At 70.3% G+C, this 23,649-nt stretch carries 16 protein-coding genes; 10 read left to right on the top strand and 6 right to left on the bottom strand.

Annotated features, from left to right (window positions below; translation table 11 throughout):
* Window positions 1–135 precede the first annotated feature (135 nt).
* Window positions 136–999: a formate dehydrogenase accessory sulfurtransferase FdhD gene (fdhD, locus tag ACWD68_RS03805; RefSeq protein ID WP_451804849.1), complete on the top strand. Its 864-nt coding sequence runs from the start codon at window positions 136–138 to the stop codon at window positions 997–999.
* Window positions 1,000–1,146: 147 nt separating this feature from the next.
* On the opposite strand, the gene ACWD68_RS03800 is transcribed toward fdhD, so the two are convergent.
* Entirely contained in the window at window positions 1,147–1,689 is a 543-nt protein-coding gene (locus ACWD68_RS03800) for an isochorismatase family protein (protein WP_451804848.1), read from the bottom strand.
* 351 nt (window positions 1,690–2,040) lie between these two features.
* On the opposite strand from ACWD68_RS03800, the gene ACWD68_RS03795 reads away from it, so the two are divergent.
* Together ACWD68_RS03795 and ACWD68_RS03790 are read left to right on the top strand one after the other, a co-directional pair.
* Window positions 2,041–3,984, top strand: coding sequence for an exo-alpha-sialidase (locus tag ACWD68_RS03795; protein WP_451804847.1), 1,944 nt, complete (start codon window positions 2,041–2,043; stop codon window positions 3,982–3,984).
* Between the two features lie 10 nt (window positions 3,985–3,994).
* Window positions 3,995–5,233 carry a DUF4185 domain-containing protein gene (locus ACWD68_RS03790; protein ID WP_451804846.1) on the top strand — a complete coding sequence of 413 codons (1,239 nt, stop codon included), beginning with the start codon at window positions 3,995–3,997 and terminating at the stop codon, window positions 5,231–5,233.
* On the opposite strand, the gene ACWD68_RS03785 is transcribed toward ACWD68_RS03790, so the two are convergent.
* Window positions 5,166–6,287 carry a bile acid:sodium symporter family protein gene (locus ACWD68_RS03785; RefSeq protein ID WP_451804921.1) on the bottom strand — a complete coding sequence of 374 codons (1,122 nt, stop codon included), beginning with the start codon at window positions 6,285–6,287 and terminating at the stop codon, window positions 5,166–5,168. The genes ACWD68_RS03790 and ACWD68_RS03785 overlap by 68 nt on opposite strands.
* A 163-nt stretch (window positions 6,288–6,450) precedes the next feature.
* Between ACWD68_RS03785 and ACWD68_RS03780 the strand changes: the two genes are divergently transcribed.
* The 5 genes from ACWD68_RS03780 to ACWD68_RS03760 all read left to right on the top strand — a co-directional run bounded on the left by ACWD68_RS03780 (window position 6,451) and on the right by ACWD68_RS03760 (window position 12,313).
* Window positions 6,451–7,323, top strand: a complete 873-nt coding sequence (locus ACWD68_RS03780) for a LysR substrate-binding domain-containing protein (protein ID WP_451804845.1) — start codon at window positions 6,451–6,453, stop codon at window positions 7,321–7,323.
* Window positions 7,324–7,401: 78 nt separating this feature from the next.
* A complete protein-coding gene (locus ACWD68_RS03775) occupies window positions 7,402–8,142 on the top strand; it encodes an MFS transporter (RefSeq protein WP_451804844.1) in 741 nt (246 codons plus the stop codon).
* A 371-nt stretch (window positions 8,143–8,513) separates the two neighbouring features.
* Window positions 8,514–10,340, top strand: coding sequence for an AMP-dependent synthetase/ligase (locus ACWD68_RS03770; RefSeq protein WP_451804843.1), 1,827 nt, complete (start codon window positions 8,514–8,516; stop codon window positions 10,338–10,340).
* 306 nt (window positions 10,341–10,646) lie between these two features.
* On the top strand, window positions 10,647–11,438 hold the full coding sequence (locus ACWD68_RS03765) for an aldo/keto reductase (RefSeq protein WP_451804920.1): 792 nt from the start codon (window positions 10,647–10,649) through the stop codon (window positions 11,436–11,438).
* Window positions 11,439–11,617: 179 nt separating this feature from the next.
* The gene (locus ACWD68_RS03760; RefSeq protein ID WP_451804842.1) at window positions 11,618–12,313 is read left to right on the top strand and encodes a glycoside hydrolase family 75 protein; all 696 of its coding nucleotides are present in this window, start codon (window positions 11,618–11,620) and stop codon (window positions 12,311–12,313) included.
* Between the two features lie 44 nt (window positions 12,314–12,357).
* Here ACWD68_RS03760 and ACWD68_RS03755 read toward each other — a convergent pair whose 3' ends face one another.
* The 4 genes from ACWD68_RS03755 to ACWD68_RS03740 all read right to left on the bottom strand — a co-directional run bounded on the left by ACWD68_RS03755 (window position 12,358) and on the right by ACWD68_RS03740 (window position 17,505).
* Window positions 12,358–13,059 (bottom strand): SDR family oxidoreductase, encoded by a 702-nt coding sequence (locus tag ACWD68_RS03755; protein ID WP_451804841.1) that lies wholly within the window; start codon window positions 13,057–13,059, stop codon window positions 12,358–12,360.
* A gap of 115 nt (window positions 13,060–13,174) precedes the next feature.
* Window positions 13,175–14,122 carry a class I SAM-dependent methyltransferase gene (locus ACWD68_RS03750; protein WP_451804840.1) on the bottom strand — a complete coding sequence of 316 codons (948 nt, stop codon included), beginning with the start codon at window positions 14,120–14,122 and terminating at the stop codon, window positions 13,175–13,177.
* Window positions 14,123–14,308: 186 nt separating this feature from the next.
* Entirely contained in the window at window positions 14,309–16,015 is a 1,707-nt protein-coding gene (locus ACWD68_RS03745; RefSeq protein WP_451804839.1) for a glycoside hydrolase family 6 protein, read from the bottom strand.
* 11 nt (window positions 16,016–16,026) lie between these two features.
* Complete coding sequence (locus ACWD68_RS03740; RefSeq protein ID WP_451804838.1) at window positions 16,027–17,505, bottom strand: cellulase family glycosylhydrolase; 1,479 nt, start codon at window positions 17,503–17,505, stop codon at window positions 16,027–16,029.
* A gap of 255 nt (window positions 17,506–17,760) precedes the next feature.
* Here ACWD68_RS03740 and ACWD68_RS03735 point away from each other — a divergent pair, with 255 nt between their 5' ends.
* Together ACWD68_RS03735 and ACWD68_RS03730 are read left to right on the top strand one after the other, a co-directional pair.
* The gene (locus ACWD68_RS03735; protein ID WP_451804837.1) at window positions 17,761–20,685 is read left to right on the top strand and encodes a glycoside hydrolase family 48 protein; all 2,925 of its coding nucleotides are present in this window, start codon (window positions 17,761–17,763) and stop codon (window positions 20,683–20,685) included.
* Window positions 20,686–20,890: 205 nt separating this feature from the next.
* Entirely contained in the window at window positions 20,891–23,548 is a 2,658-nt protein-coding gene (locus ACWD68_RS03730) for a cellulose binding domain-containing protein (RefSeq protein WP_451804836.1), read from the top strand.
* The last annotated feature ends 101 nt before the right edge of the window (window positions 23,549–23,649 follow it).

Genomic DNA, 23,649 nt, shown 5'->3' with positions numbered 1-23,649 from the left:
CCGCTCCGCACGTGCAGGACAATGAGAAACGTGAAGGTCACCTCCCCGCACGACGCCGCGGTGACCCGCACGGCAATCGCCGCATGAAGGGCCGCTCCGGCCAGCCGCACGTACAGAACCGGGACTGATCACGACATGGGACGAGTCACGGAACGACGCAAGGTGATCCGCATCCGGGACGGGGCCGTGAGCACCCGTCCGGACACGCTCGTCGCCGAGGAACCGCTGGAGATCCGCCTCAACGGCAAACCACTGGCGATCACCATGCGCACCCCGGGCGACGACTTCGCGCTGGCCGCGGGCTTCCTGGTGAGCGAGGGGGTGCTGGGCCGGGCCGACGAGCTGCAGAACATCGTGTACTGCGCCGGGGCCACGGTGGACGGCTCCAATTCCTACAACGTCGTCGACGTGCGGACGGCGGCCGGCGTCGTCATCCCCGACATCACGCTCGAACGCAATGTGTACACGACGTCCTCGTGCGGGCTGTGCGGCAAGGCGAGCCTCGACGCGGTCCGTACGACGGCCCGCTGGCCCGTCGACGACACGGCGGGCGACACCACTCCCCCGGTGCGGCTGGAGCCCGAACTGCTCTCGAGCCTCCCCGACCGGCTGCGCGCGGCCCAGCGGGTCTTCGACCGGACCGGGGGCCTGCACGGGGCGGCGCTGTTCACCGAGGAGGGCGAGCTGGTCGACGTGCGCGAGGACGTGGGCCGGCACAACGCTGTCGACAAACTGGTCGGCCGCGCCCTGCAGAACGGCACGCTCCCGCTCACCCGGACGGTCCTGCTGGTCTCCGGCCGGGCCTCCTTCGAGCTGGCACAGAAGGCGGTGATGGCGGGCATCCCGGTGCTCGCGGCGGTCTCCGCCCCGTCGTCCCTGGCCGTCGACCTGGCCGTGGAGACCGGCCTGACCCTGGTCGGCTTCCTGCGCGGCGCCAACATGAACGTGTACGCGGGCGAGCACCGCGTCGCCCTGCGGGCCGCGGCCGCCCAGGGCTGACACCGGTTCCCCGCGACACGGCGGTGGGGCCCCGAACGGCGGGGAGCGCCCCCTGCGCCGGAGGGGCCCCGCCTCAGCCCGGACCCCTGCCACCTCGGCGTACGCGGGCGTCTCGGCCTACGCGGGCACCTCACCGGCGCTCACGGCTCAACCCGTCTCGAAGCGCACCTCTCGGGCCGTCACGACCGTGCCGAGGCGCGGGAAGTCCAGGCGGACGGAGGCCTCGTGCTCGGGCGCGGTGAACGCGGCCATCGTGTCCTCCACGAAGACGAGGTCGTAGCCGAGGTCACCGGCGGCACGCGCGGTCGACTCGACCCCCAGATTGGTGGCGATTCCGCCGAACACCAGAGTGGAGACGCCGTGTTCGCGCAGCCGTTCGTCGAGACCGGTGCCCTGGAACCCGCCGATGGTCCGCTTCACGATCTCCACATCACCCTCCGCGACGAGCCCGGCGACGAGCTCGCTGCCGGACGGCTGCTCCGGGACTCCGGGCCGCTCGACCCGGATGAGCACCACGAGAGCGCCCACCTTCCGGAATGAGGCCGCCAACTCTTCGGCGTTGGCGAGGACTTCGGTCCCCTTTCGGGGTGCCAGGGGCAGCGCCACGATGCGCTCCATCAGATCGACGAGCACCAGGGCGGTGCGCGCCGGATCGAGGGCGAGGCGGGGTTCGGCTTCGGGTGCGGTCATGACGGAACGTTAGCCCGCATCAGCCGTCCGTACTGGAAATCCGGATCAACAAGCCCGTGAACTCCCCTGTCCGAGGGCATGACCCCCGCCGATCCGCCGCTTGTACGGATCGATCCATCCGGGTGAACGACCGCCGCCGGGCCGTGCCGGGTCCGCGGCCCTCCGCGGGTTCGGTCTGCCGCGCAGGCTCCCCCGGCGGGACACCAGGGCACGGAATTCTGGCGTGAACACGACCGGTACACGCTTCTTGTGGGGTGCCTGAGGGCCCAAGTAGCGTCTGCGGCGCGAACGTTGGACGTGGGATGTCCAGAGAATCCGGAATGCCCAACCGTACGAAGGGCAGGTCGCACCATGCCGTCACGCCTCCGCACCCGTCCGAGATCCGCCTTGGCCACCCGTTCGAGATCCGCCTTCGCCGCCCGGCCGGGAAGCGGCTTCCGCGCCCGGCTCGCAGCCGCCCTGACCGCCGCTCTCAGCACCGCCGCGCTGCTCGCGCTCCCCGGCACGGCTCGAGCCGAACCGCCGGCCACCACCGGCGAGTTCGAGCAGCAGGTCCTGTTCAAGGCCTCTCAGGATCCGGGCTATGCCTGCTTCCGCATCCCGTCCGTCGTACGGACGACCGGGGGAACGCTGCTGGCGTTCGCCGAGGGGCGCGTCCTCAATTGCGGCGACGCGGCCGACATCGACATCGTGGTGAAGCGCTCCGCCGACGGCGGGCACACCTGGAGCCCACTCCAGGTCGTCAACGAGGGCGGCGGGGACACCCACGGCAATCCCACGCCGATCGTGGACCGTGAGACCGGCCGGATCGTGCTGGCGGAGACGTACAACACGGGCCGTACGGACAGCGCGGGTTGCCCGGTCCCCTGCGACCGCACCCCGCATCTCCAGTACAGCGACGACGACGGTCTCACCTGGTCGCGGCCGCGCGACCTGAGCGCCGAGATCCTCCCCGCGAACTGGAACTCCTGGTACGCCACCGGCCCGGTGCACGGCATCCAGCTCACCCGCGGCCGGCACCCGGGACGACTTGTCTTCGCCGTCAACACCGAGACCTGGAACGGCAGTCGGGTCACCGCCAACAACGCAGCACTCATCACCAGCGACGACGGCGGAGACCACTGGGACATCGGTGCGACCGACTCCTGGCCGATCGCGGACGACGGCACCTTCCGGCAGAAGCCGTCCGAGATGACACTCACCGAGCGCACCGACGGATCGGTCCTGGTCAGCGGTCGCGAGCAGGACGGCACCGACCTCGGGCACCGCACCCAGGCGGTCAGCCGGGACGGCGGCGACAGCTTCGTCTCCTCCTTCCGTGACGTGCCGGACCTCTACGCACCCCAGGTGCAGGGCTCCACCCTGCGCGTCGGCGACCGGATCCTGCTGTCCTGCCCGGGCGACCCGGACCGCCGCAGGACCATGACGATCCGCTCCTCCTACGACGGCGGACGCACGTGGGACAGCGTGGACCGCGGCACGGTCGTCACCACCGACTGGTCCGGCTACTCCGATCTGGTGCGGATCGACGGCGACACCGTGGGCCTGATGTACGAGGGCGGCGCGGTCGACGCGCGCGACGAGATCCGCTTCGCCCGCTTCACCGAGGACTGGCTCCGGCCGCGCCGGGGTCCGGACCCGACGACGGCCGACCTCGCTCCGCTCACCCGGCGGGCGGCGGTCCTCGGCGGCCCGTCGCGCACGGCGGGGGTCCTCCGGGGCGCGCTGGAGTTCGACGGCGCCGACGACGCCGTACGACTGCCGTATCAGGACCGGCTTCCGCTGGGGACGAAGGACTTCACGGCGTCCCTGTGGTTCCGCTACACGGCCGTCGGCGGTGAGCAGCCGCTGCTGTGGATGGGTGGGATCGGTACGACACAGCCGCAGGTGTGGCTGCGCGGGGAGCCCGCGTCCAACCGGATCACCGGTCTCATCACCACCAGGAACGGGGCCGCGGCCCCGACCACCGCGTCCGTGCGCACCACGGGCGCCTACAACGACGGCCAGTGGCACCATCTGGCGCTGCGCCGTGGCGGGGGACGGCTCACGCTGTTCGTCGACGGGACGACCGTCGGTGCGGCGGACGTGCCCGGATCGGTGAGCCGGAACTCACCGTTCGGGGTGCACATCGGCCAACGGATGGACAGCCGGGCGTTCTTCACCGGCGCGATCGACGATGTTCGGGTCTACGACCGGGCGTTGAGCGATGACGAGCTGTCGGCGCCGCCCTCGGAGCAGGTGACCCGGGACACCGTCCTGTGGCTCCCCATGGACCATGTGAGCGGGGACCACTAACGTCCCGTCCGTGCCTGACGACGCACGAGCGCGACGGCGGGACGGGACCGGACTCGGCGTTCTGCTGGCCCTGGTCTCGGCGGCCGTGCTGCTCACCGCCCTTCCGGACCGTGAACGGGAGGGCGGCGGCGCGTGCTCCGCCCGCACCCTCACGTCCTGGGGCGCGGAGGCGGATCTCACGCGCGAGTTCGCCCGGTACGGCGACGACGCCACCCGCGCCGACGACTGGACCGGCGGCGACGGAACCCATTCGCTGCGGCTCCCTGACGGCCGGGTGCTGTGGCTGTTCTCGGACACCTATCTCGGCCAGGTGCACGGACCGCCCAACCCGGTGGGCGAGTCGTACGCCTGGCGCGACGCGAACGCGCCGCTGGTGCGCAACTCGGCGATCGTGATGTCCCGCGACGGCCGGCTGCGGACCACGCTGCCCGCGCCCGTCTTCCCCGATCCGGCACCGCAGCAGTGGCGCTGGCCGGTCGCGGCCCGCGTCGAACCCCGCTCCCCCGGCTCGGACCGTCGGGTCGTCCGGGTTCTGCTGTGGACCCGGACGGCGGGCCAGGCTCCGTGGATCTACGGCGTGCCCGCCGCCACCGAGGTCGCCACGCTCTCGCTGCCGGGACTGCGCCTCGAAGGCATCACCACGGTCCTGGACCAGCGTTCGGTGGCGGACGCCTCCCGGCGCGTGCTGTTCGGTACCGCGGCCGTCGACGCCGGCGCCTGGACGTATGTCTTCGGGGGCGACGACGGGCGGGCCGCCGCGCGCCCCGCAGGGCAGGCGTACGTGGCGCGGGTGCCGCGCGGCGCGCTCGGCGAGCCGGGGGCCTGGGAGTACTGGGACGGTTCGGCGTGGACGGTGCGCGGGCGCCCTGCGCCGGTGCTGGGGGACGGCCGGCGCACGGGCGTGGGCAGCGCGTTCACGGTGGTGCGGGACGGCGGCACCTACGTCCTGTTCACGATGGCGGCCGGCGCCGCGGGCCTGACCACGATCACCTCGTACTGGGCGTGCGCGCCGGCCGGGCCCTGGCACGGGCCCACCCGGAGCTTCAGCCCGTCGCTGCCCGACGGCGACGTGGCCGCGTACAACCCGCAGGCGCACCCCGAGCTGAGCGACGGCGACCGGATCGTCCTCAGCTACGACGTCAACTGGCTGGACGCCACGGGCACGGCGGCGCAGGCAAACCTCAGCCGGAACGTGTCCCTGTACCGACCGCGATTCGTGACGTTGCGACTGGGGAGACCCGGCTCCTAGCGGACCCGGCGGTCCCGCCCGCTCCGGCCGGACCGCCTGTACCGGAGCTGCCGCTGGTGCCCGCCGCCCCTCCTGTCCCGGACGGCTGGTCCGGGCCGGCCGGGCCGGTGGCCTCGGGGTCGCGGGCGCGGCGTTTGGCGATCACCGCGCACACCATGAGCTGCATCTGGTGGAAGAGCATCAGCGGAAGCACGGCGAGAGAGGCGTGCGCGCCGAACAGGACGCCGGCCATGGGGAGTCCGGAGGCGAGCGACTTCTTGGACCCGGCGAACTGGATGGCGATCCGGTCCTCGCGGCCGAAGCGCAGGGCCTTCGCGCCGTACCAGGTCAGGAGGAGCATCACACCGAGCAGCAGCGCCTCGACGACGAGGAGTCCGGCCAGCCGGGCGGCGCTGACCTGGTGCCAGATGCCCTGCACCATGCCCTCGCTGAACGCGGCGTACACGACGAGCAGGATCGAGCCGCGGTCGACGTAGCCGAGGACCTTCTTGTGGCGTGTGATGAAGTCGCCGATCCAGGGACGCAGCAGTTGCCCGGCCACGAACGGCACCAGCAGTTGCAGCACGATCCTGACCAGCGAGTCGGCGGAGAACCCGCCGCCGCTGTTGCCGAGGAGGGCCGCCGCGAGCAGCGGGGTGATGACGATGCCCGCCAGCGAGGAGAAGGAGCCCGCGCAGATCGCGGCGGGCACGTTGCCCCGGGCGATCGAGGTGAAGGCGATCGACGACTGGATGGTGGACGGGACGAGCGTGAGGAAGAGGAGGCCGGTGTAGAGGTCGTGCGTCAGCAGGACCGGCTCCAGGCCGCGGGCGGCGAGACCGAGGAGCGGGAACACCACGAAGGTGCACACCAGCACCGTGCCGTGCAGCCGCCAGTGTTTGAAGCCCTGCACCGCTTCACGGGTGGAAAGGCGCGCGCCGTACAGGAAGAAGAGGAACGCGATCGCGGCCGTGGAGGCGCCGGAGGCGACGTCCGCTCCCGTACCGCTCGCCGGGAACAGGGCGGCGAGGCCCACGGTCCCGAGCAACAGCAGGATGTACGGGTCGATCGGCATCCAACTCGGCCACTGCAGGCGTTTCACGGTGCTCCACTGCTCGGTTCGGTGCGTCTGTTCGTCCTGGGCGGGTCGTGCCCTCTCCATCGTCCTCTCCCGGGTCTCGATCGGGAATCCTTCATACCGCTCTGACTGTCATCACGTTTCGCGATAGCGTGCTGCCATGTACGACCCTTCCCAGCTGCGTACGTTCCTGGCGGTGGCCCAGACGCTGAGCTTCACTCAGGCGGCCCGGCGGCTGGGGGTGCGCCAGTCCACCGTCAGCCAGCATGTGCGGCGGCTGGAGGACGCGGCCGGGCGGCAGTTGTTCTCGCGCGACACGCACTCCGTCGAGCTCACCGAGGACGGTGAGGCGATGCTCGGGTTCGCGCGGCGGATCCTGGCGGTGCAGGAGCAGGCGGCGGCGTTCTTCACCGGGACACGGCTGCGCGGGCGGCTGCGCTTCGGAGCGTCCGAGGACTTCGTGCTGACCCGGCTGCCGGAGATTCTGGAGGGCTTCCGCTCCGACCATCCCGAGGTGGACCTGGAGCTGACGGTCGAACTGTCCGGCACCCTCCACGAGCAGCTCGCCGCGGGGCATCTCGATCTGGTGCTGGCGAAGCGCCGGCCCGAGGACCCGCGCGGCGAACTCGTCTGGCACGACCGCCTGGTGTGGATCGGCGCACAGCGGCTGCGGCTGGACCCGGACCGTCCGGTCCCGCTGATCGTCTACCCTCCCCCGGGCATCACGCGGGCGCTCGCCCTCGAAGCCCTGGAGCGCCAGGGCCGGCCGTGGCGCATCGCCTGCACCAGCGGCAGCCTCAACGGCCTGCTCGCGGCGGCCCGCGCCGGTCTCGGGGTGATGGCCCACTCACGGGGACTCGTGCCGCCCGGTCTGGTCCGGGTACCGGAGCGGGCGGGGCTCCCGGAGCTCGGCGAGGTCGACTTCGTGCTGGTGCACGGCCGTCGGCGGCCGTCCGCGCAGGGAGCCGCGGACGCGCTCGCGGCGGCGATCCTCGCGGGCGGTGACCGGCTGCACCGGGGGCAGCGGAACTAGCGTCCGCCGGGGCCGGCGTGCCCCCGGTCCTCCTTCGCGGCGCCGGCGCTCGTCGCGTTCGCGCTCGTCGAGCGATGGGTGGCGCATCCGCTCCAGGACCTGGCGCTGCTTCGCAAGCCCGCCTTCGTGGGCGTGATGCTGGGCGCGCTCGCCTTCAACGGAGCGGCGTTCGGTGTCATCCCGCATCTCTCGATCCGGATGCAGACGCTGCTGGACATGAGTCCCGTGCGTGGCGGGCTCACGCTGCTGCCGATGACGGGCGCCTCGGTGGTGGTCGCGATCCTCGCCGGGAAGCCGCTGCACGGGGTTCCGGCGCGGCTGACGATCGGCGGCGGGCTCCTGCTGATCGGCTCGGGGGGCTTCTGTCAGGCCGTCCTCGACGCGGGCACGCACTGGACGGTGCTGGTGCCGGGTCTGGTGCTCGTCGGGATCGGTGTCGGGCTGGTCTCCCCGGCGCTCGCGGGCGCCGCGCTCGCCGCCGTACCGCCGGAGCGTGCGGGCATGGCGGGCGGCGCGGTCAACACGGTCCGGCAGCTCGGGTACGCGCTCGGGGTCGCCGTGTTCGGCACGGTCCTGACCTCGCGCACGCAGGACACGGTGTCGCACGACGCGGCCCACACGCCGGCGAGCGGGGGCGCCGGGGCACTGCGGGCCGCGGTCTCCGAGCACACCGCCTGCGGGCTCGACACGGCGTCGGTGGCGGCCGGCGTGACGGGGATGATCGGGGGCGCACTCGTCCTGGCGCTCGTCCGGACACCGCGCGCCGCGGCGACCGCGGCCGGGACTCCGGCCGACACGGTGACGGCGCCTCGCGCCTGACGGCGACGGCAGCCGGTCCCGGAACCACGGGGACCGGCTGCCCGGCCGCCTCGACGACACCGCGGCCGGGAGCTCGGACAGCAGCGATCGGACGAGGCTCGACCGGCCGCGGAATCAGAGACTCCGAATCCGCCTCCGCGCGGCGCCGGGTGCCGACGCCGGGTCGTACAGATTCCGTGGAGATTACGGACCCGAACCCTACGGAACCTACGGAACCGTAAGGAATTCTGTCCGACCCTTCCCCTTGTGCGGGCATTTCCCCTGCTGACCAGTGGGGACACCGCACCGCTCGACGGCTCGAACCCCCTCCCGCCCGGCCGAACGGTGGGGTAGCTTTCACGGCGCTGTGCGGAGCGCCACGAGGAGCGGTATTGCGCGAGTTCACCAACCCCCCGTTGGCGTCGGCACCGCCGGTGGGCGGCCTGGCCGACGTCGTGTTCGAGCATGCCCAGGAAGACCCGCTCCACATCGCGCTCGGCCGCAAGGACGAGCAGGGACAGTGGCGCGACGTCACCTCGGCCGAGTTCCGGGACGAGGTCCTGGCGCTCGCGAAGGGCCTGCTCTCGCAGGGCATCCGCTTCGGCGACCGGGTCGCCATCATGTGCCCCACCCGCTACGAGTGGACCCTCTTCGACTTCGCCCTGTGGACGATCGGCGCCCAGGTCGTGCCCATCTACCCCACCTCCTCCGCCGAGCAGGTCTTCTGGATGCTGCACGACGCTCAGGTGTCGGCGGTCATGGTGGAGCACGAGGACCACGCGATGACCGTCGCCACCGTCGTCGACCGGCTCCCCCAGCTGCACAAGCTGTGGCAGCTCGACGTGGGCGCGGTGCACGAGCTGTACGAGGCGGGCGCGCACCTCGACGACGAGGTGGTCCACCGGCACCGCCGCGCGGTCACCCCCGAATCGACGGCGACGATCATCTACACCTCGGGCACCACCGGGCGCCCCAAGGGCTGCGTCATCTCGCACGCGAACTTCATGTTCGAGGCGGACACCGTCATCGAGCGCTGGGAACCCGTCTTCCACTCCAAGCGCGGCGACGAGGCGGCCACCCTGCTGTTCCTGCCGCTGGCCCATGTCTTCGGGCGGATGGTGCAGGTCGCCGCGTTCCGCGGGAAGGTCAAGTTCGGGCACCAGCCGCAGCTGAACGCGGCCGCGCTGCTGCCGGACCTGGCCGCCTTCCGGCCCACCTTCTTCCTGGCCGTGCCGTACATCTTCGAGAAGGTCTTCAACGCCGCCCGCCGCAAGGCCGAGAAGGAGGGCAGATCCGGCCCCTTCGAGAAGGCGGTCGACGTGGCTGTCCGCTACGCGGACGCGATCGAGGCCAAGGCCTGGGGCATCGGCCCCGGCCCCTCGGCGGGCCTGCGCATGCAGCACCAGGTCTTCGACAAGCTCGTCTACTCCAAGGTGCGGGCCGCGATGGGCGGCCGGGTCAGGCACGCGATGTCGGGCGGTTCGGCGATGGACCGGCAGCTCGGGCTGTTCTTCGCGGGCGCGGGCGTCACCATCTACGAGGGGTACGGGCTCACCGAGTCGACCGCCGCCGCGACCGCCAACCCACCCGAACTCACCCGGTTCGGCACCGTCGGGCAGGCGATCCCGGGCACCACGGTGTACATCGCGGACGACGGCGAGATCTGGCTGCACGGCGGCAACGTGTTCCAGGGCTACCTCAACAACGACAAGGCCACCGACGCGACCCTGCACGACGGCTGGCTCGCCACCGGCGACCTCGGGTCCCTGGACGAGGACGGCTACCTCACGATCACCGGGCGCAAGAAGGAGATCCTGGTGACCTCCGGCGGCAAGAGCGTCTCGCCGGGCGTGCTGGAGGAGCGGGTGCGCGACCATCCGCTGGTCGCGCAGTGCATCGTGGTCGGCAACGACCGGCCGTACATCGCCGCGCTCGTCACCCTCGACTCCGAGGCCGTCGAGCACTGGCTCCAGATGCGCGGCAAGCCACAGCTGGCCGCCGGCGATCTGGTGCGCGATCCCGATCTGGAGACCGAGGTGCGGCGCGCCGTGGTCGCCGCGAACACCCTGGTGTCGCAGGCCGAGTCGATCCGTACCTTCCGGATACTGGCCAACCAGTTCACCGAGGAGCACGGGCTGCTGACCCCGTCGCTGAAGCTGAAGCGCAAGGCGATCGAGAAGGCGTACTCGGCGGAGGTCGAGGCGCTCTACCAGGCGTAGTACCGGGCGGGGGGTCCCCTCAGCCCCCCGCCCCCTTTGCCTCGATCCCTCCGATGTTTCCCGAATCGCCGGTTCCGGGCCGGTCGCGGGTAGAGGGTCGCGCGTCGGCCGGATCAGGGAGCGGTCAACCCTCCGGCCGCGATTGATCGGACCCATTTCGGCCAATCTGCGATTCCTCGGACCGGAAGCCCGGTCAGGAATGCATCACGGCCCGTGATCGTTGACGACATGAGAACCACCCGACGACTGAAGGATCGAGAGCTCGTGAGCAAGGTCCCCCCGACCATCCTGAACAACGGCGTCGAGATGCCGCAGCTGGGCTTCGGCGTCTGGCAGGTGCCGGACGACGAGGCGGAGCGAGCGGTCGCCACGGCGTTGGAGTCCGGGTACCGCAGCATCGACACCGCGGCGATCTACGGCAACGAAGAGGGCACCGGCAAGGCCATCAACGCCTCCGGGATCGCCCGCGAGGAGCTCTTCGTCACCACCAAGCTCTGGAACAGCGACCAGGGGTACGACGCCACACTGCGCGCCTTCGACACCTCGCTGGAGAAACTCGGCCTGGACCATGTCGACCTGTATCTGATCCACTGGCCCACGCCGTCCCGGGGCACGTACGTCGACACGTACAAGGCCTTCGAGAAGATCTACGCGGACGGCCGCGCCAAGGCCATCGGCACCTCCAACTTCCTCCCGGAGCACCTGGCGCAGCTGATCGACGCGACGTCCGTCATCCCGGCCGTCAACCAGATCGAGCTGCACCCGCACCTCCAGCAGCACGCGACCCGTGAGTACCACGCCGAGCAGGGCATCGCGACCGAGGCCTGGTCGCCGCTCGGCCAGGGCAAGGGCCTCCTGGAGGTCCCGGCGATCGTCGCCATCGCCCAGAAGCACGGCCGCACCCCGGCCCAGATCGTCCTGCGCTGGCACCTCCAGCTGGGCAACGTCGTGATCCCGAAGTCCGTGACCCCGTCCCGGATCAAGGAGAACATCGACGTCTTCGACTTCTCCCTGGACACCGAGGACATCGCGGCGATCTCGGCCCTGAACGAGGACCGCCGGATCGGCCCGGACCCCGCCACGTTCGACATCGGCTGACCGACACCCGCCCGCACCACCCGCCGGCCCGGATGCGCTGACCGCATCCGGGCCGGCGGCCTTTTCGCATCCCTGGACCGGACCAACTCCGCGGAAAGTCTTGACGCGGTCATGCAAGCAGGGCCACCTTGTACGGCAGCCCGGTAAGGAAAGTTTCCTAACAGAAGGGTTCCCCCACAGTGCGCACTCGAACACTGACCCTGTCCGCGGCCGCCTGCGCGGCTCTGCTCGCCACCGCCACGCTCCCGGCCCACGCCTTCGGCACCGCCGCCCCCCGCTCGGCACAGGAGGGGTCGGTCAGCGCGGCCGCCCTCCTCGCCAAGGTGACGTCCTGTTCGCAGATATCGAGCGGCAAGTACAGGACCGACGACGAGACCTCGGCCACCATTCCCGTCTGCGGCAAGAACGGCGCCGTGTTCTGGAAGGCCGACATGGACATCGACTGCGACGGTCAGGTCACCGCCAAATGCAACGGCGACACCGACCCCTGGTTCCAGGACGACACCGCCTTCCACCAGTCCAACGGCAAGGCACTGCGGGCCGACTCGCTGCCCTACGTCGTCGTGCCGAGCACCAGCAGCATCTGGAAGTACACGAGTTCGGGCATCAAGGGTGGCGGCGTGGTCGCCGTGATCTACAACGGCAAGGTCGAGTACGCGGTGGTCGGCGACACCGGACCGACGCAGATCATCGGTGAGGCGTCGTACGCCACCGCGAGCGCGCTCGGCATCGACCCCGACCCCGAGACGGGCGGGACCGACTCGGGCGTGACGTACATCCTGTTCAAGAACTCGCAGGTGTCACCCATCGAGAGTCACGGCGCGGCCGTGTCGCTCGGGGACTCGCTGGCCAGGCAGTTCTTGCAGAACAACTGAGAACCTGCCGGGCGGGGGCGCGCGTCGCCCCCGCCCGGCACGGATCAGACGGGCTGGCCGATCGGGCGGACGACCACGGTGTTCACGTCGACGCCCGTCGGCTGCCCGACCGCCCAGACGATCGAGTCGGCGAGCTGCTCAGCCGTCAGCAGCTGCCCCGGCGGCAGGCTGCCGTAGCTGTCCCAGAACGGGGTCTCCACGCGGCCGGGCGAGATCAGGGTCACGCCCACGCCGTACTCCGTGACCTGGCGCCTGGTGTTCTCGGCGAGCCCGGTCACGGCCCACTTGGTCGCGCCGTAGATGTTGCCGGGTGTGTTCACATGCCCGGCGACACTGCCGATCAGCACGATCCGGCCACGGGTCTCCTTCAGCGCGTCGATGGACGCCCTGATGAGCAGCGCGGGTCCCAGCACATTGGTCAGCACCATCTCGGACCAGCCGGCGGGGTCGCCCTCCGCGACCGTGTCATGGGTGGCGAAACCGGCGTTGGCGACGACGGTGTCGAGCCGCCCGAACTCCTTGAGCGTCGCCTCGACCGCCGCCCGCACCTGGTCGTACTCGGCCGCGTGGCCGACGACCGTCAACAGCCCCTCGGGGTTGCCGAGTTCCTCGGCGAAACCACGCAGCCGCTCCGCACCGCGACCGGTGACGGCCACCCGCTGGCCGGCGTCGAGCAGCCGCCGGGCGACCGCGGCTCCGATACCGCTTCCGCCTCCGGTGATCAGCGCGACAGGAGAGTCGGTCATGGTCTACCCCCAGGAGTGTCCGGCCGGCCGTGTGCCGGATGTACGACGAACTCCGGGAGTTCATCACTTGGAGCACGCTCGATGTCAAGGCCGGCCGTGCGTCCGCGGTGCGGGACTATTCCGGCTTCACGCCCACGTACACCGTCATCGCCGTCAGGACGAACGTGTCCGTGCGGTGGTGCACGCCCGCCTTGTCGTCCGGGTCCAGGAGCCGGTCGAGGGTGGCGAGGTCCTCCGGGTCGAGTCCTTCGGCGAGGCCGCTCCGCCGGTGGGTGAGGGCGGTGACGACGAAGGCGCGAGCCTCGTCCGAGAGCGGGGCGGGAAGGTCGACGAGGAAGGTGCGGGTCGCCGTGTGGCGCAGGCCGACGGCGGTGAGCAGGGCGGGCCAGTCCTCCGTCTCCTCCACCGATCCGGGCAGCTCGGCCCGCATCCGGGTGAACCACTCGTCGTGCACCGCGTCGATGCGGGCCTGGAGGCCGGGCCGGCCGATGCCGATGTCGCGCGGGAGGAACCGCGTGGGCAGGCCGCCCTCGATGAGGGCGAGCGTGCCGCCGGGCGCCAGGCCACGGGCGAAGCCCTCGAGGGCGGCCCGCTGGTCCCCGACATGGTGCAGCGACCTGCTGGCCCACAGCAGGTCGGCGGGATACTCCAAGTCACCGATGCCGCCGGAGAGTTCGGCCTCGACGGTGCTGAAGCGGTCGGCGAGGCCGAGCCGATCGGCGCGAGCGCGGGCCTCCGCCAGCAGAGGCTCCGCCTCGTCGACGGCGACGACCCGCGCACCGGGGAACTTCTCGGCGAGCAGGCAGGAGATGACGCCGGGACCGCTGCCCGCGTCCACGATCAGCCCCGGCTCGGGCCGCTGCTCCCGCAACCAGTCGGCCGCCTCGACGTACGCCGGGGTGAACAGCTCCGCCTCCTGCACCAGCATGGGCAGCATCTGGGAGAAATCAATCTGGGTGTGGTCGTGCCCGTGGCCCTGCGCGGGGCCGTGGCCGTGATCCTGCGCCGGGCCCTGGTGGTGCTCCCGGCCGGGGCGGGGGCCGTGGTCGTGCTCCTGTGCCATGGGACGAGCCTCTCTCTCGGGATGAGGACAGCGTGCGCCGCCACTCCCGGAAACGGCCAGCCGTGTTGCCCGAACAGCAAATCAGGGACCGCGGGAGATCCGACTCGCGGGGCAGCCGGTGGTGGAGTTCGCGGTCCGCCAGGGGAAGGGGAACCGACCCCTGGCGGACCGCACGCGGTCAGCCGGTCACAGCGCCGGGTACGCGTTCCTCATGAGCTCCTGGAACTGGGCGGAGAACCAGTGTCCGGAGAGCGGGGCGTTCGGCAGCGCGCCGGAGAGGCTGTTCCCGTTGCGGGCGTTGCCCGTGTACGTGGGGTCGCACATCCGGTCGAAGCCCTTGCCCTCGTCGTTCGCGATCGCCGAGCTGGAGCCGTCGGACTCGCCCGGAGGCTTCATCCACACATAGGCGTCGATGCCGGTCGCCGGGGCGGCCTTCGGACGCTCGCCGAGACCCGCGCCCGACTGGTTGCACCAGTTGCCCATGTGGATACGGCGGTCGTAGCGCCCTCCGTCGACGTACGTGTCGACGCTGGTCGTCGCGCCGGGACCGGCGGGCCGCGCCGTACCGCCCCAGCCGTTCCTGGAGGTGTCGATCAGCATGCCGATACCGGAGTTGAAGCCGACCGAGACGAGCTGGGTGCGGAAGGCCTGGGCGTAGGACAGCTCGTCGACGTAACGGTTCCAGTCGACCCACTTGGACTGGCGCACGGAGGTGCCGTTCACCGTGTCGTTGATGGTGAAGTTGTTCTCCTTCAGGGCGCTGTAGTTCGCCGTGTTGGTGATGAACCCGTGCACGTCGTCGACCGTCGCGCCCTCGCTGGTCGCGGCCTGCTTGAACAGGGTGGCCGAGGGGGCGAAGTTGTCGTCCCAGCCGAGCCAGCCGTGGTGACCGGCGTCGATGTAGTTGTAGACGTTGGGAATCGCGCCGAGCTTGGCGAGCGCGTAGCCGACGCCCTTCACGTAGTTGCCGTTGGCGAGCATGGTGTCGCACGCGGGCGTGGCGGTGGCGCGGCTGCCGGTGTTGGTGACGAGGTTCGGCAGCGAGTCGATCTCGATGGTCGTGACGATGCGCAGCGACGCGTACTTGCTGTCGGAGAGGATCGCCGCGATCGGGTCGATGAACTGCGTCTTGTACTTGTCGATCTCCGTCGGGCCGAGCTCGCCGTTGGAGGCGAGGGCGGCGCAGTCCCGTCCGGGCAGGTCGTAGACGACGAGTTGGACGACCTCTTCGCCGTTGCCCTTCTGGGCGAGCGCCGCGTCGAGGTGGGCGCGCAGGCCCATGCTGCCGGAGGCGCCGTTGATCGCGGCGATCCGGTCGAGCCAGACGCCGGTGGGCTGGCTGGAGATCCGGCTGCCCCCGGTCTCGGCGGCGGCCTTCGCCGACCATTCCGGGTTCACGTAGACCTTGGCGCCGGCGTACGGGTTGTCGACCTTGCCGGAGGGATCGGGGCCGGGGTCGGTGCCGCCTCCGCCGTCGTCGACGTTGCAGGTCACTCCGTCGAGCGTGAAGGCGGTGGGCAGGGCGTTGGTGCCGCTGTAGGAGGCGTTGAAGCCGAAGCTGACCGAACTCCCGGTTCCCAGGGTGCCGTTGTACGTCTCGTTGGCGGCGGTGACGGCCGTCCCGCTCTGGCTGATCCTGGCGTTCCAGCCGGAGGTGACCTTCTGGTTCCCGGCGTACGACCACTTGACCGCCCAGGAGGACTTGGCGGCGCCGTTGTTGGTGACCGTGACGGCGGTGGTGAAGCCGGTGCCCCACTGGTTCTGCACCTTGTAGTCGACGGTGCAGGGGACGGCGGCGACGGCGCCGACGTCCGCGGGGACCGCCGCGGCGGCTCCCGATCCCGCGGCGATCAGGGCGAGTGCCCCGAGAAGTGCTGTTCTTGCACGGCTCATGTGCGGGTTCCTTATCCGTTGAGGGCGCGCAGGTGGTCGCGCAGCCCGATGCCGTACGCGGTCGGTGTTCCGTCGTAGTTCGAGATCAGCGACGGACCGGAGGAACAGTCCCAGGTGTTCCAGGTCCAGCCGAGGTAGGAGAGCCCCCGGTCGTCGAGCCACTTCATGACGGTGTCGACGAAGGAGTGGGAGCAGGTGTTCTCCCCGATCTCCCCTGCCACCAGGGGTACTTGGGCGGCGACGGGGGCGAGTGTGGAGTTCCAGCAGCTCTCGCTCGCGCAGGTGTTGAAGTTGTAGACGTGGTACGCGGCGACGAGATTGCCCGTCGGATCACTGGGCTTGTACGTCAGCCACTGGCTCAGGTCGTTGGAGTACGCGAGCCCGCCGGCCAGGATCAGGTTCTTGGCGCCGGTGCCGCGTACCGCGTCGACCAGGTCCTGCATTCCGGCGACCTCGTAGGAGATGCCGGGGCAGGTGCCGCCGTCGCGCCAGCAGGTCCACGCCTGGGTGGTCGTGGAGGTCGCGCGGTCCGGGTAGGGCTCGTTGAACAGGTCGAACGCGACGGCCGGGTCGTCCTTGAAGGTGCTCGCGACCGAGGCCCAGAAGGACGGCGTGTACTGCGCGTCGGGCATCGGCTTCTGGCAGGTGGCGTGCACGTCGGAGCAGCCCGCCGAGTTGCTTGTGTACTGGCCGTAGGTCCAGTGCAGTTCGACGAGCGGGGTCATGCCGTTCGCCTCGACCTTGGTCACCAGATCCTTGACCGCGGCGATGTAGTTGGCGCCGGCGTACTCCGGCTTGATGTTGGAAAGGCCCAGCCAGCACTCCTCGTTGAGCGGAATGCGGACCGTGTTGGCCTTCCAGTCGGCGATCGCCTTGACCGCGGCGTTGTCGACGGGACCGTCGAAGAATCCGTAGCCCTGGACGCACATGAACTCGCCGCCGGAGCGGTTGACACCGAGCATCCTGCGGGTGGCTCCCGCGGAGTCGACCAGCTTGTTGCCCGAGACGTGCAGTTTCGGCGCCTCACCGCCGGTCGGCGGCGGGTCGGTCGGGGTCGGTGTGGGCGTCGGGTCGACGTCCACGTTGCAGGCGGTGCCGTTGAGCTTGAAGGCCGCAGGCACCGCGTTGCTCCCCGACCAGGAGGCGAGGAATCCGGCGCTGACGCTCGCACCGGTGGCCAGTGAGCCGTTCCAGCTCTCGTTGGACGCGGTCACCGTCGTACCGGACTGGGACCATTTGGCGCTCCAGCCCTGGGTGACCTTCTGGCCGCCGGAGAAGTCGAAGCCGAGGCTCCAACTGCTCAGTGGTGCCATGTTGTTGGTGATTTTCACGGCGCCCTGGAAGCCGGTGGCCCACTGGCCGGTGACCGAGTACTCCACCGTGCAGGCGGGTGTGGCTCCCGAAGCCGTGACGACCGGCGCGATCGCGGTGCCCAGCAGGGCTACCGCGGCGCCGATCACTAAAAGAGACAAACGCGGGGGGTGACGCATGAAGCGACTCCTTGCAGCTCTGGTGCGCCGTGATCGACGCGCCGACTGATGGAACCGCTCCCACTGGTGCGGAAGAAGCTAGCGCCAAGTCCCGGGGTTGGACAGAGGAGTTGCACTGTCGATCAATCGAATCATTTCGACTCTTCAAGCACCTTGACCCCTCACACCCCTCTCTCCAATATGGGAGCGCTCCCACTGGTTCAAGGCTTGTTGCTCCTCCCCCCATTCTCCGAGCCGCAAGGAGGAACCAGCACCATGCATCCCAGCCCACGATGGAGACGTCTTCGCAGCTCGCGGCGTATATGGACCGCCGTTGTCGCGGCCCTCGCCCTCCCGCTCACGACTCTGGCGACCGGTACGACTCCCGCACACGCGGCCACGGTTCAGTGCAGCGTCGACTACAAGACCAACGACTGGGGCTCCGGCTTCACCGCGGATCTGACGATCACCAACCGGGGCACGGACGCCATCAACGGCTGGACCCTGACCTACGGCTACACCGGCAACCAGACCCTCACCAACGGCTGGAACGGGACCTGGTCCCAGTCCGGCAGGACGGTCACCGCGAAGAACGCCGCGTGGAACGGCACGATCGCCGCCGGAGCCGCCGTGACCGCCGGCGCGCAGTTCACCTACAGCGGCAGCAACACCGCCCCCGCCTCCTACGCGGTCAACGGCACCACCTGCGCGGGCGCCCACCAGCCGCCGATCACCGTGCTGACCAGCCCCGCCGCGGGCGCCGTCTACACCCAGGGCGACGCGGTCCCGCTGGCCGCGACCGCGGCGGCGGCCGACGGGGCGACCATCGGCAAGGTCGAGTTCTACGACGACACGACCCTGCTCGGCACCGACACCAGCTCGCCGTACACCCTGTCGGCCTCCGGACTGGCCGTGGGCAGCCACTCACTCGTGGCCAAGGCGTACGACAGCCTGGGCGCGTCGGCGGATTCGACACCGGTCGGCATCACCGTCGCCTCAGGCCCCGCCGTGGTCGCGTCACCCACCCAACTCGGCGTCCAGCAAAGCAAGTCGGGGACCTTCGGCGTGAAGCTCTCCACCCAGCCGAGCGCGAACGTGACGGTGGGCGTGACCCGCACCGACGGCAACACAGGCCTGTCCGTCACCGGCGGTTCCAGCCTGACGTTCACCCCGTCCAACTGGAACACCGCCCAGACGGTGACCATCGGCGCCGACGCCTCGGGCACGGGATCCGCGACCTTCACGGCCTCGGCGACCGGGCATGCCAAGGCCACCGTCACCGTGACGGAACTGGCCGCCTCGAAGGCGTACGACGCGCGTTTCCTGGACCTCTACGGCAAGATCACCAACCCGGCGAACGGCTACTTCTCCCCCGAGGGCATCCCGTACCACTCGGTGGAGACGCTGATCGTCGAGGCGCCGGACCAGGGACACGAGACGACGTCGGAGGCGTACAGCTATCTGATCTGGCTCCAGGCGATGTACGGGAAGGTCACCGGCGACTGGTCGAAGTTCAACGCCGCGTGGACGACCATGGAGACGTACATGATCCCCACGCACGCCGACCAGCCGACGAACTCCTTCTACAACGCCTCCAAGCCGGCCACCTACGCGCCCGAACTGGACACTCCGAACGAGTACCCGGCCAAGCTCGACACCGGCGCCTCGGTCGGCCCGGACCCGATCGCCTCCGAGCTGAAGAGCGCGTACGGCACGGACGACGTGTACGGCATGCACTGGCTCCAGGACGTGGACAACACCTACGGCTACGGCAACGAGCCGGGCAAGTGCGAGGCGGGTCCGACCGCCACCGGCCCGTCGTACATCAACACCTTCCAGCGCGGTGTGCAGGAGTCGGTGTGGGAGACCGTGCCGCAACCGACCTGCGACGCCTTCAAGTACGGCGGCAAGAACGGGTACTTGGACCTCTTCACCGGGGACTCCTCGTACGCGAAGCAGTGGAAGTACACGGACGCCCCGGACGCCGACGCACGTGCCGTGCAGGCGGCCTACTGGGCCGACGTGTGGGCCAAGGCCCAGGGCAGGAGCGGTGACGTCTCGGCCACGGTCGGCAAGGCCGCGAAGATGGGCGACTATCTGCGCTACGCGATGTACGACAAGTACTTCAAGAAAATAGGCAGTTGCGTCGGCCCCTCGACCTGCCCGGCGGGTACCGGCAAGGACGCCTCGCACTATCTGCTCTCCTGGTACTACGCCTGGGGCGGCGCGACCGACACGTCGGCGGGCTGGGCCTGGCGCATCGGCTCCAGCCACACCCACGGCGGCTACCAGAACCCGCTGGCCGCCTACGCGCTCAGCTCCAACGCCGATCTGAAGCCCAAGTCGGCGACGGGTGCCTCGGACTGGGCCACCTCACTGACCCGGCAGCTGGAGTTCTACCGCTGGCTCCAGTCGAACGAGGGCGCCATCGCGGGCGGCGCGACCAACAGCTGGGCGGGCCGCTACGCGACGCCTCCGACCGGGACGCCGACCTTCTACGGCATGTACTACGACCAGCAGCCGGTGTACCACGACCCGCCGTCCAACCAGTGGTTCGGCTTCCAGGCGTGGTCCATGGAGCGGGTCGCCGAGTACTACCAGCAGACGGGGAACGCGAGCGCCAAGGCGGTCCTCGACAAGTGGGTGTCATGGGCACTGTCCAAGACCACGATCAACCCCGACGGCACCTACCAGATCCCCTCCACGCTCCAGTGGTCCGGCGCCCCGGACACCTGGAACGCGTCAAGTCCCGGCGCCAACAGCGGACTTCACGTCACCGTCGCCGACTACACGAACGATGTAGGGGTGGCCGCCGCGTACGCCAAGACCCTGTCGTACTACGCCGCCAAGTCCGGCAACACCCAGGCGAGGACGACGGCCAAGGCGCTCCTCGACGGCATGTGGAGCAACTACCAGGACGGATTGGGCATAGCCGTCCCGGAGACCCGCGCCGACTACAACCGCTTCGACGACAGCGTGTATGTGCCGAGCGGCTGGACGGGCACCATGCCGAACGGCGACGCGGTCAACTCCTCCTCTACCTTCGCCTCGTTGCGGTCCTTCTACAAGAACGACCCGGCCTGGTCGAAGATCGAGAGCTATCTGGCGGGCGGCGCCGCGCCCTCCTTCACGTACCACCGGTTCTGGGCGCAGGCGGACATCGCCCTCGCCATGGGCTCGTACGCGGAACTTCTCGAATAGTCCCCGCTGTGGTTCCGCGTACGCGGCCCTGTCCCTGACGGCAGGGCCACCGGCCGGGCGGTCCCTCACCCGCACTGACGAGGGCCGCCCGGCCATCACGCTTTCCAGCAGCCCGCGTTCTCCCCTCGCTCCCCCACTCCGCCGCTCCCCCGCTCGCCCCAGCACTCTCCTCCGTCCCCCCATCCTTCCCGCAGAGGACCCCACCGTGCGAAGAACCCGCATCCTCACGGCCGTGCTCGCCCTCGCCGCCGGATTACTCACCGGCACCCCGCCCGCACTGGCCGCGGACACCCCCGTGGCGGCCGCCACGGCCGTCGCGGCCGACACGTACACCTGGAAGAACGCCCGCGTCGACGGCGGCGGCTTCGTCCCCGGCATCGTCTTCAACCGCTCCGAGAAGAACCTCGCCTACGCCCGCACGGACATCGGCGGCGCCTACCGCTGGGTCCAGTCGACGAAGAGCTGGACCCCGCTGCTCGACTCTGTCGGCTGGAACGAGTGGGGCCACACCGGCGTCGTCAGCCTCGCCTCGGACTCCCTCGACCCGGACAAGGTGTACGCGGCGGTCGGCACCTACACCAACGACTGGGACCCGACGAACGGGGCCGTCCTGCGCTCCGCCGACCGGGGCGCGAGCTGGCGGAAGGCCGACCTGCCCTTCAAGCTGGGCGGCAACATGCCCGGCCGTGGCATGGGCGAGCGGCTGGCCGTCGACCCCAACAGGAACAGCGTGCTGTACCTCGGGGCGCCCAGCGGCAAGGGCCTGTGGCGGTCCACGGACTCCGGCGCGAGCTGGTCGCGGGTCACCGCCTTCCCCAACGTCGGCAACTACGTGCAGGACGCGACCGACACCAGCGGCTACGCCTCCGACAACCAGGGCGTCGTCTGGGTCACCTTCGACGAGTCGACCGGCTCCGCGGGAAGCACGACACAGACGATCTACGTGGGGGTCGCCGACAAGGACAACGCGGTCTACCGCTCGACGGACGGCGGCGCGACCTGGTCCCGGCTCGCGGGTCAGCCCACCGGCTACCTCGCCCACAAGGGCGTCCTCGACGCGACGAACGGCTACCTCTATCTCGCCTGCAGCGACAAGGGCGGCCCGTACGACGGCGGCAAGGGCCAGTTGTGGCGGTACGCGACCCGGACCGGTGCATGGACGAACATCAGCCCTGTCGCGGAGGCCGACACCTACTACGGCTTCAGCGGGCTGACCGTCGACCGGCAGCACCCCGGCACCGTGATGGCGACGGCGTACAGCTCCTGGTGGCCGGACACCCAGATCTTCCGGTCCACGGACAGCGGCGGCTCCTGGACGAAGGCCTGGGACTACACGTCGTACCCGAACCGCTCGAACCGCTACACGATGGACGTCTCGTCCGTGCCGTGGCTGACCTTCGGCGCGAACCCGTCACCGCCCGAGCAGACCCCCAAACTGGGCTGGATGACCGAGGGGTTGGAGATCGACCCCTTCGACTCCGCGCGCATGATGTACGGGACGGGTGCGACGGTCTACGGGACCGAGAACCTCACCGACTGGGACAGCGGAGGCCAGTTCACCGTCAAGCCCATGGTCCAGGGCCTGGAGGAGACGGCCGTCAACGACCTCGCCTCTCCCCCGTCGGGTGCGCCGCTGCTCAGCGCGCTCGGTGACATCGGCGGCTTCCGGCACACGGATCTCACCAAGGTCCCCTCGATGATGTACACCTCGCCCAACCTCACCTCCACGACCAGCCTCGACTACGCCGAGACCGGCCCGAACACCGTGGTCCGGGTCGGCGATCTCGACTCCGGTCCGCACATCGGCTTCTCGACGGACAACGGCGCCAACTGGTTCGCGGGCAGCGACCCTTCGGGGGTCACCGGCGGCGGGACGGTCGCCGCGGCCTCGGACGGCGGCCGCTTCGTGTGGAGCCCGGCCGGCACCGGGGTGCAGTACACCACCGGGTTCGGTACGTCGTGGTCCGCGTCGAGCGGGATCCCCTCCGGCGCGGTCGTCGAGTCGGACCGGGTCGATCCGAAGACCTTCTACGGCTTCAAGTCGGGCAGGTTCTACGTCAGTTCGGACGGCGGCGCGACCTTCACGGCGTCCTCGGCCGGCAGTCTGCCCAGCGGGGACAGCGTGCGCTTCAAGGCGCTGCCCGGCACCAAGGGCGATGTGTGGCTCGCGGGCGGCGCGAGCGACGGCGCGTACGGGCTGTGGCACTCGACGGACGGCGGCGCGAGCTTCACCAAGCTGTCGAACGTGGAGCAGGCCGACACCATCGGCTTCGGCAAGGCGGCGACCGGCGCCTCGTACCAGACGCTCTACACCAGCGCGAAGATCGGGGGCGTACGCGGGATCTTCCGCTCGACGGACAGGGGGGCGAGCTGGACGCGTATCAACGACGACGCCCACCAGTGGGGTTGGACCGGAGCGGCCATCACCGGGGACCCGCGGATCTACGGGCGGGTGTACGTCGCGACGAACGGACGCGGGATCGTCTACGGAGACAGCTCGGACACCGGGGGTGGCGGCACGGACCCGACGCCCGCACCGACGGGGGCCTGCACCGTGACGTACAGGATCACGAACCAGTGGTCGGGCGGCTTCCAGGCCGACGTGGCACTCGCCAACACCGGCTCCGCCGCCTGGACCGGCTGGACACTGGGCTGGACCTTCCCGGACGGCCAGAAGATCACACAGCTCTGGAACGCCGACCACACACAGTCGGGCGCGGCGGTCACAGCGAGGAACGTCACCTGGAACGCCAACGTGGCACCGGGTTCATCGGTGAGCTTCGGCTTCACAGGGAACTGGACGGGGGCGAACACGAAGCCGACGTCGTTCAGGTTGGGCGATCAGGCCTGCGCGGTGAGTTGACCTCTCCGCCCCGCCCTCGGGGGCGCCTGCCTGACGGGCATGTGCCCCTGAAGCGGAGGGTCGCTTTTCACCCATGTGCGGCCGTCGCCCGTTCGCGGACC

The organism is Streptomyces sp. NPDC005141 (genome assembly GCF_053599975.1).
This window is presented reverse-complemented; position numbering and strand designations above follow the sequence as displayed.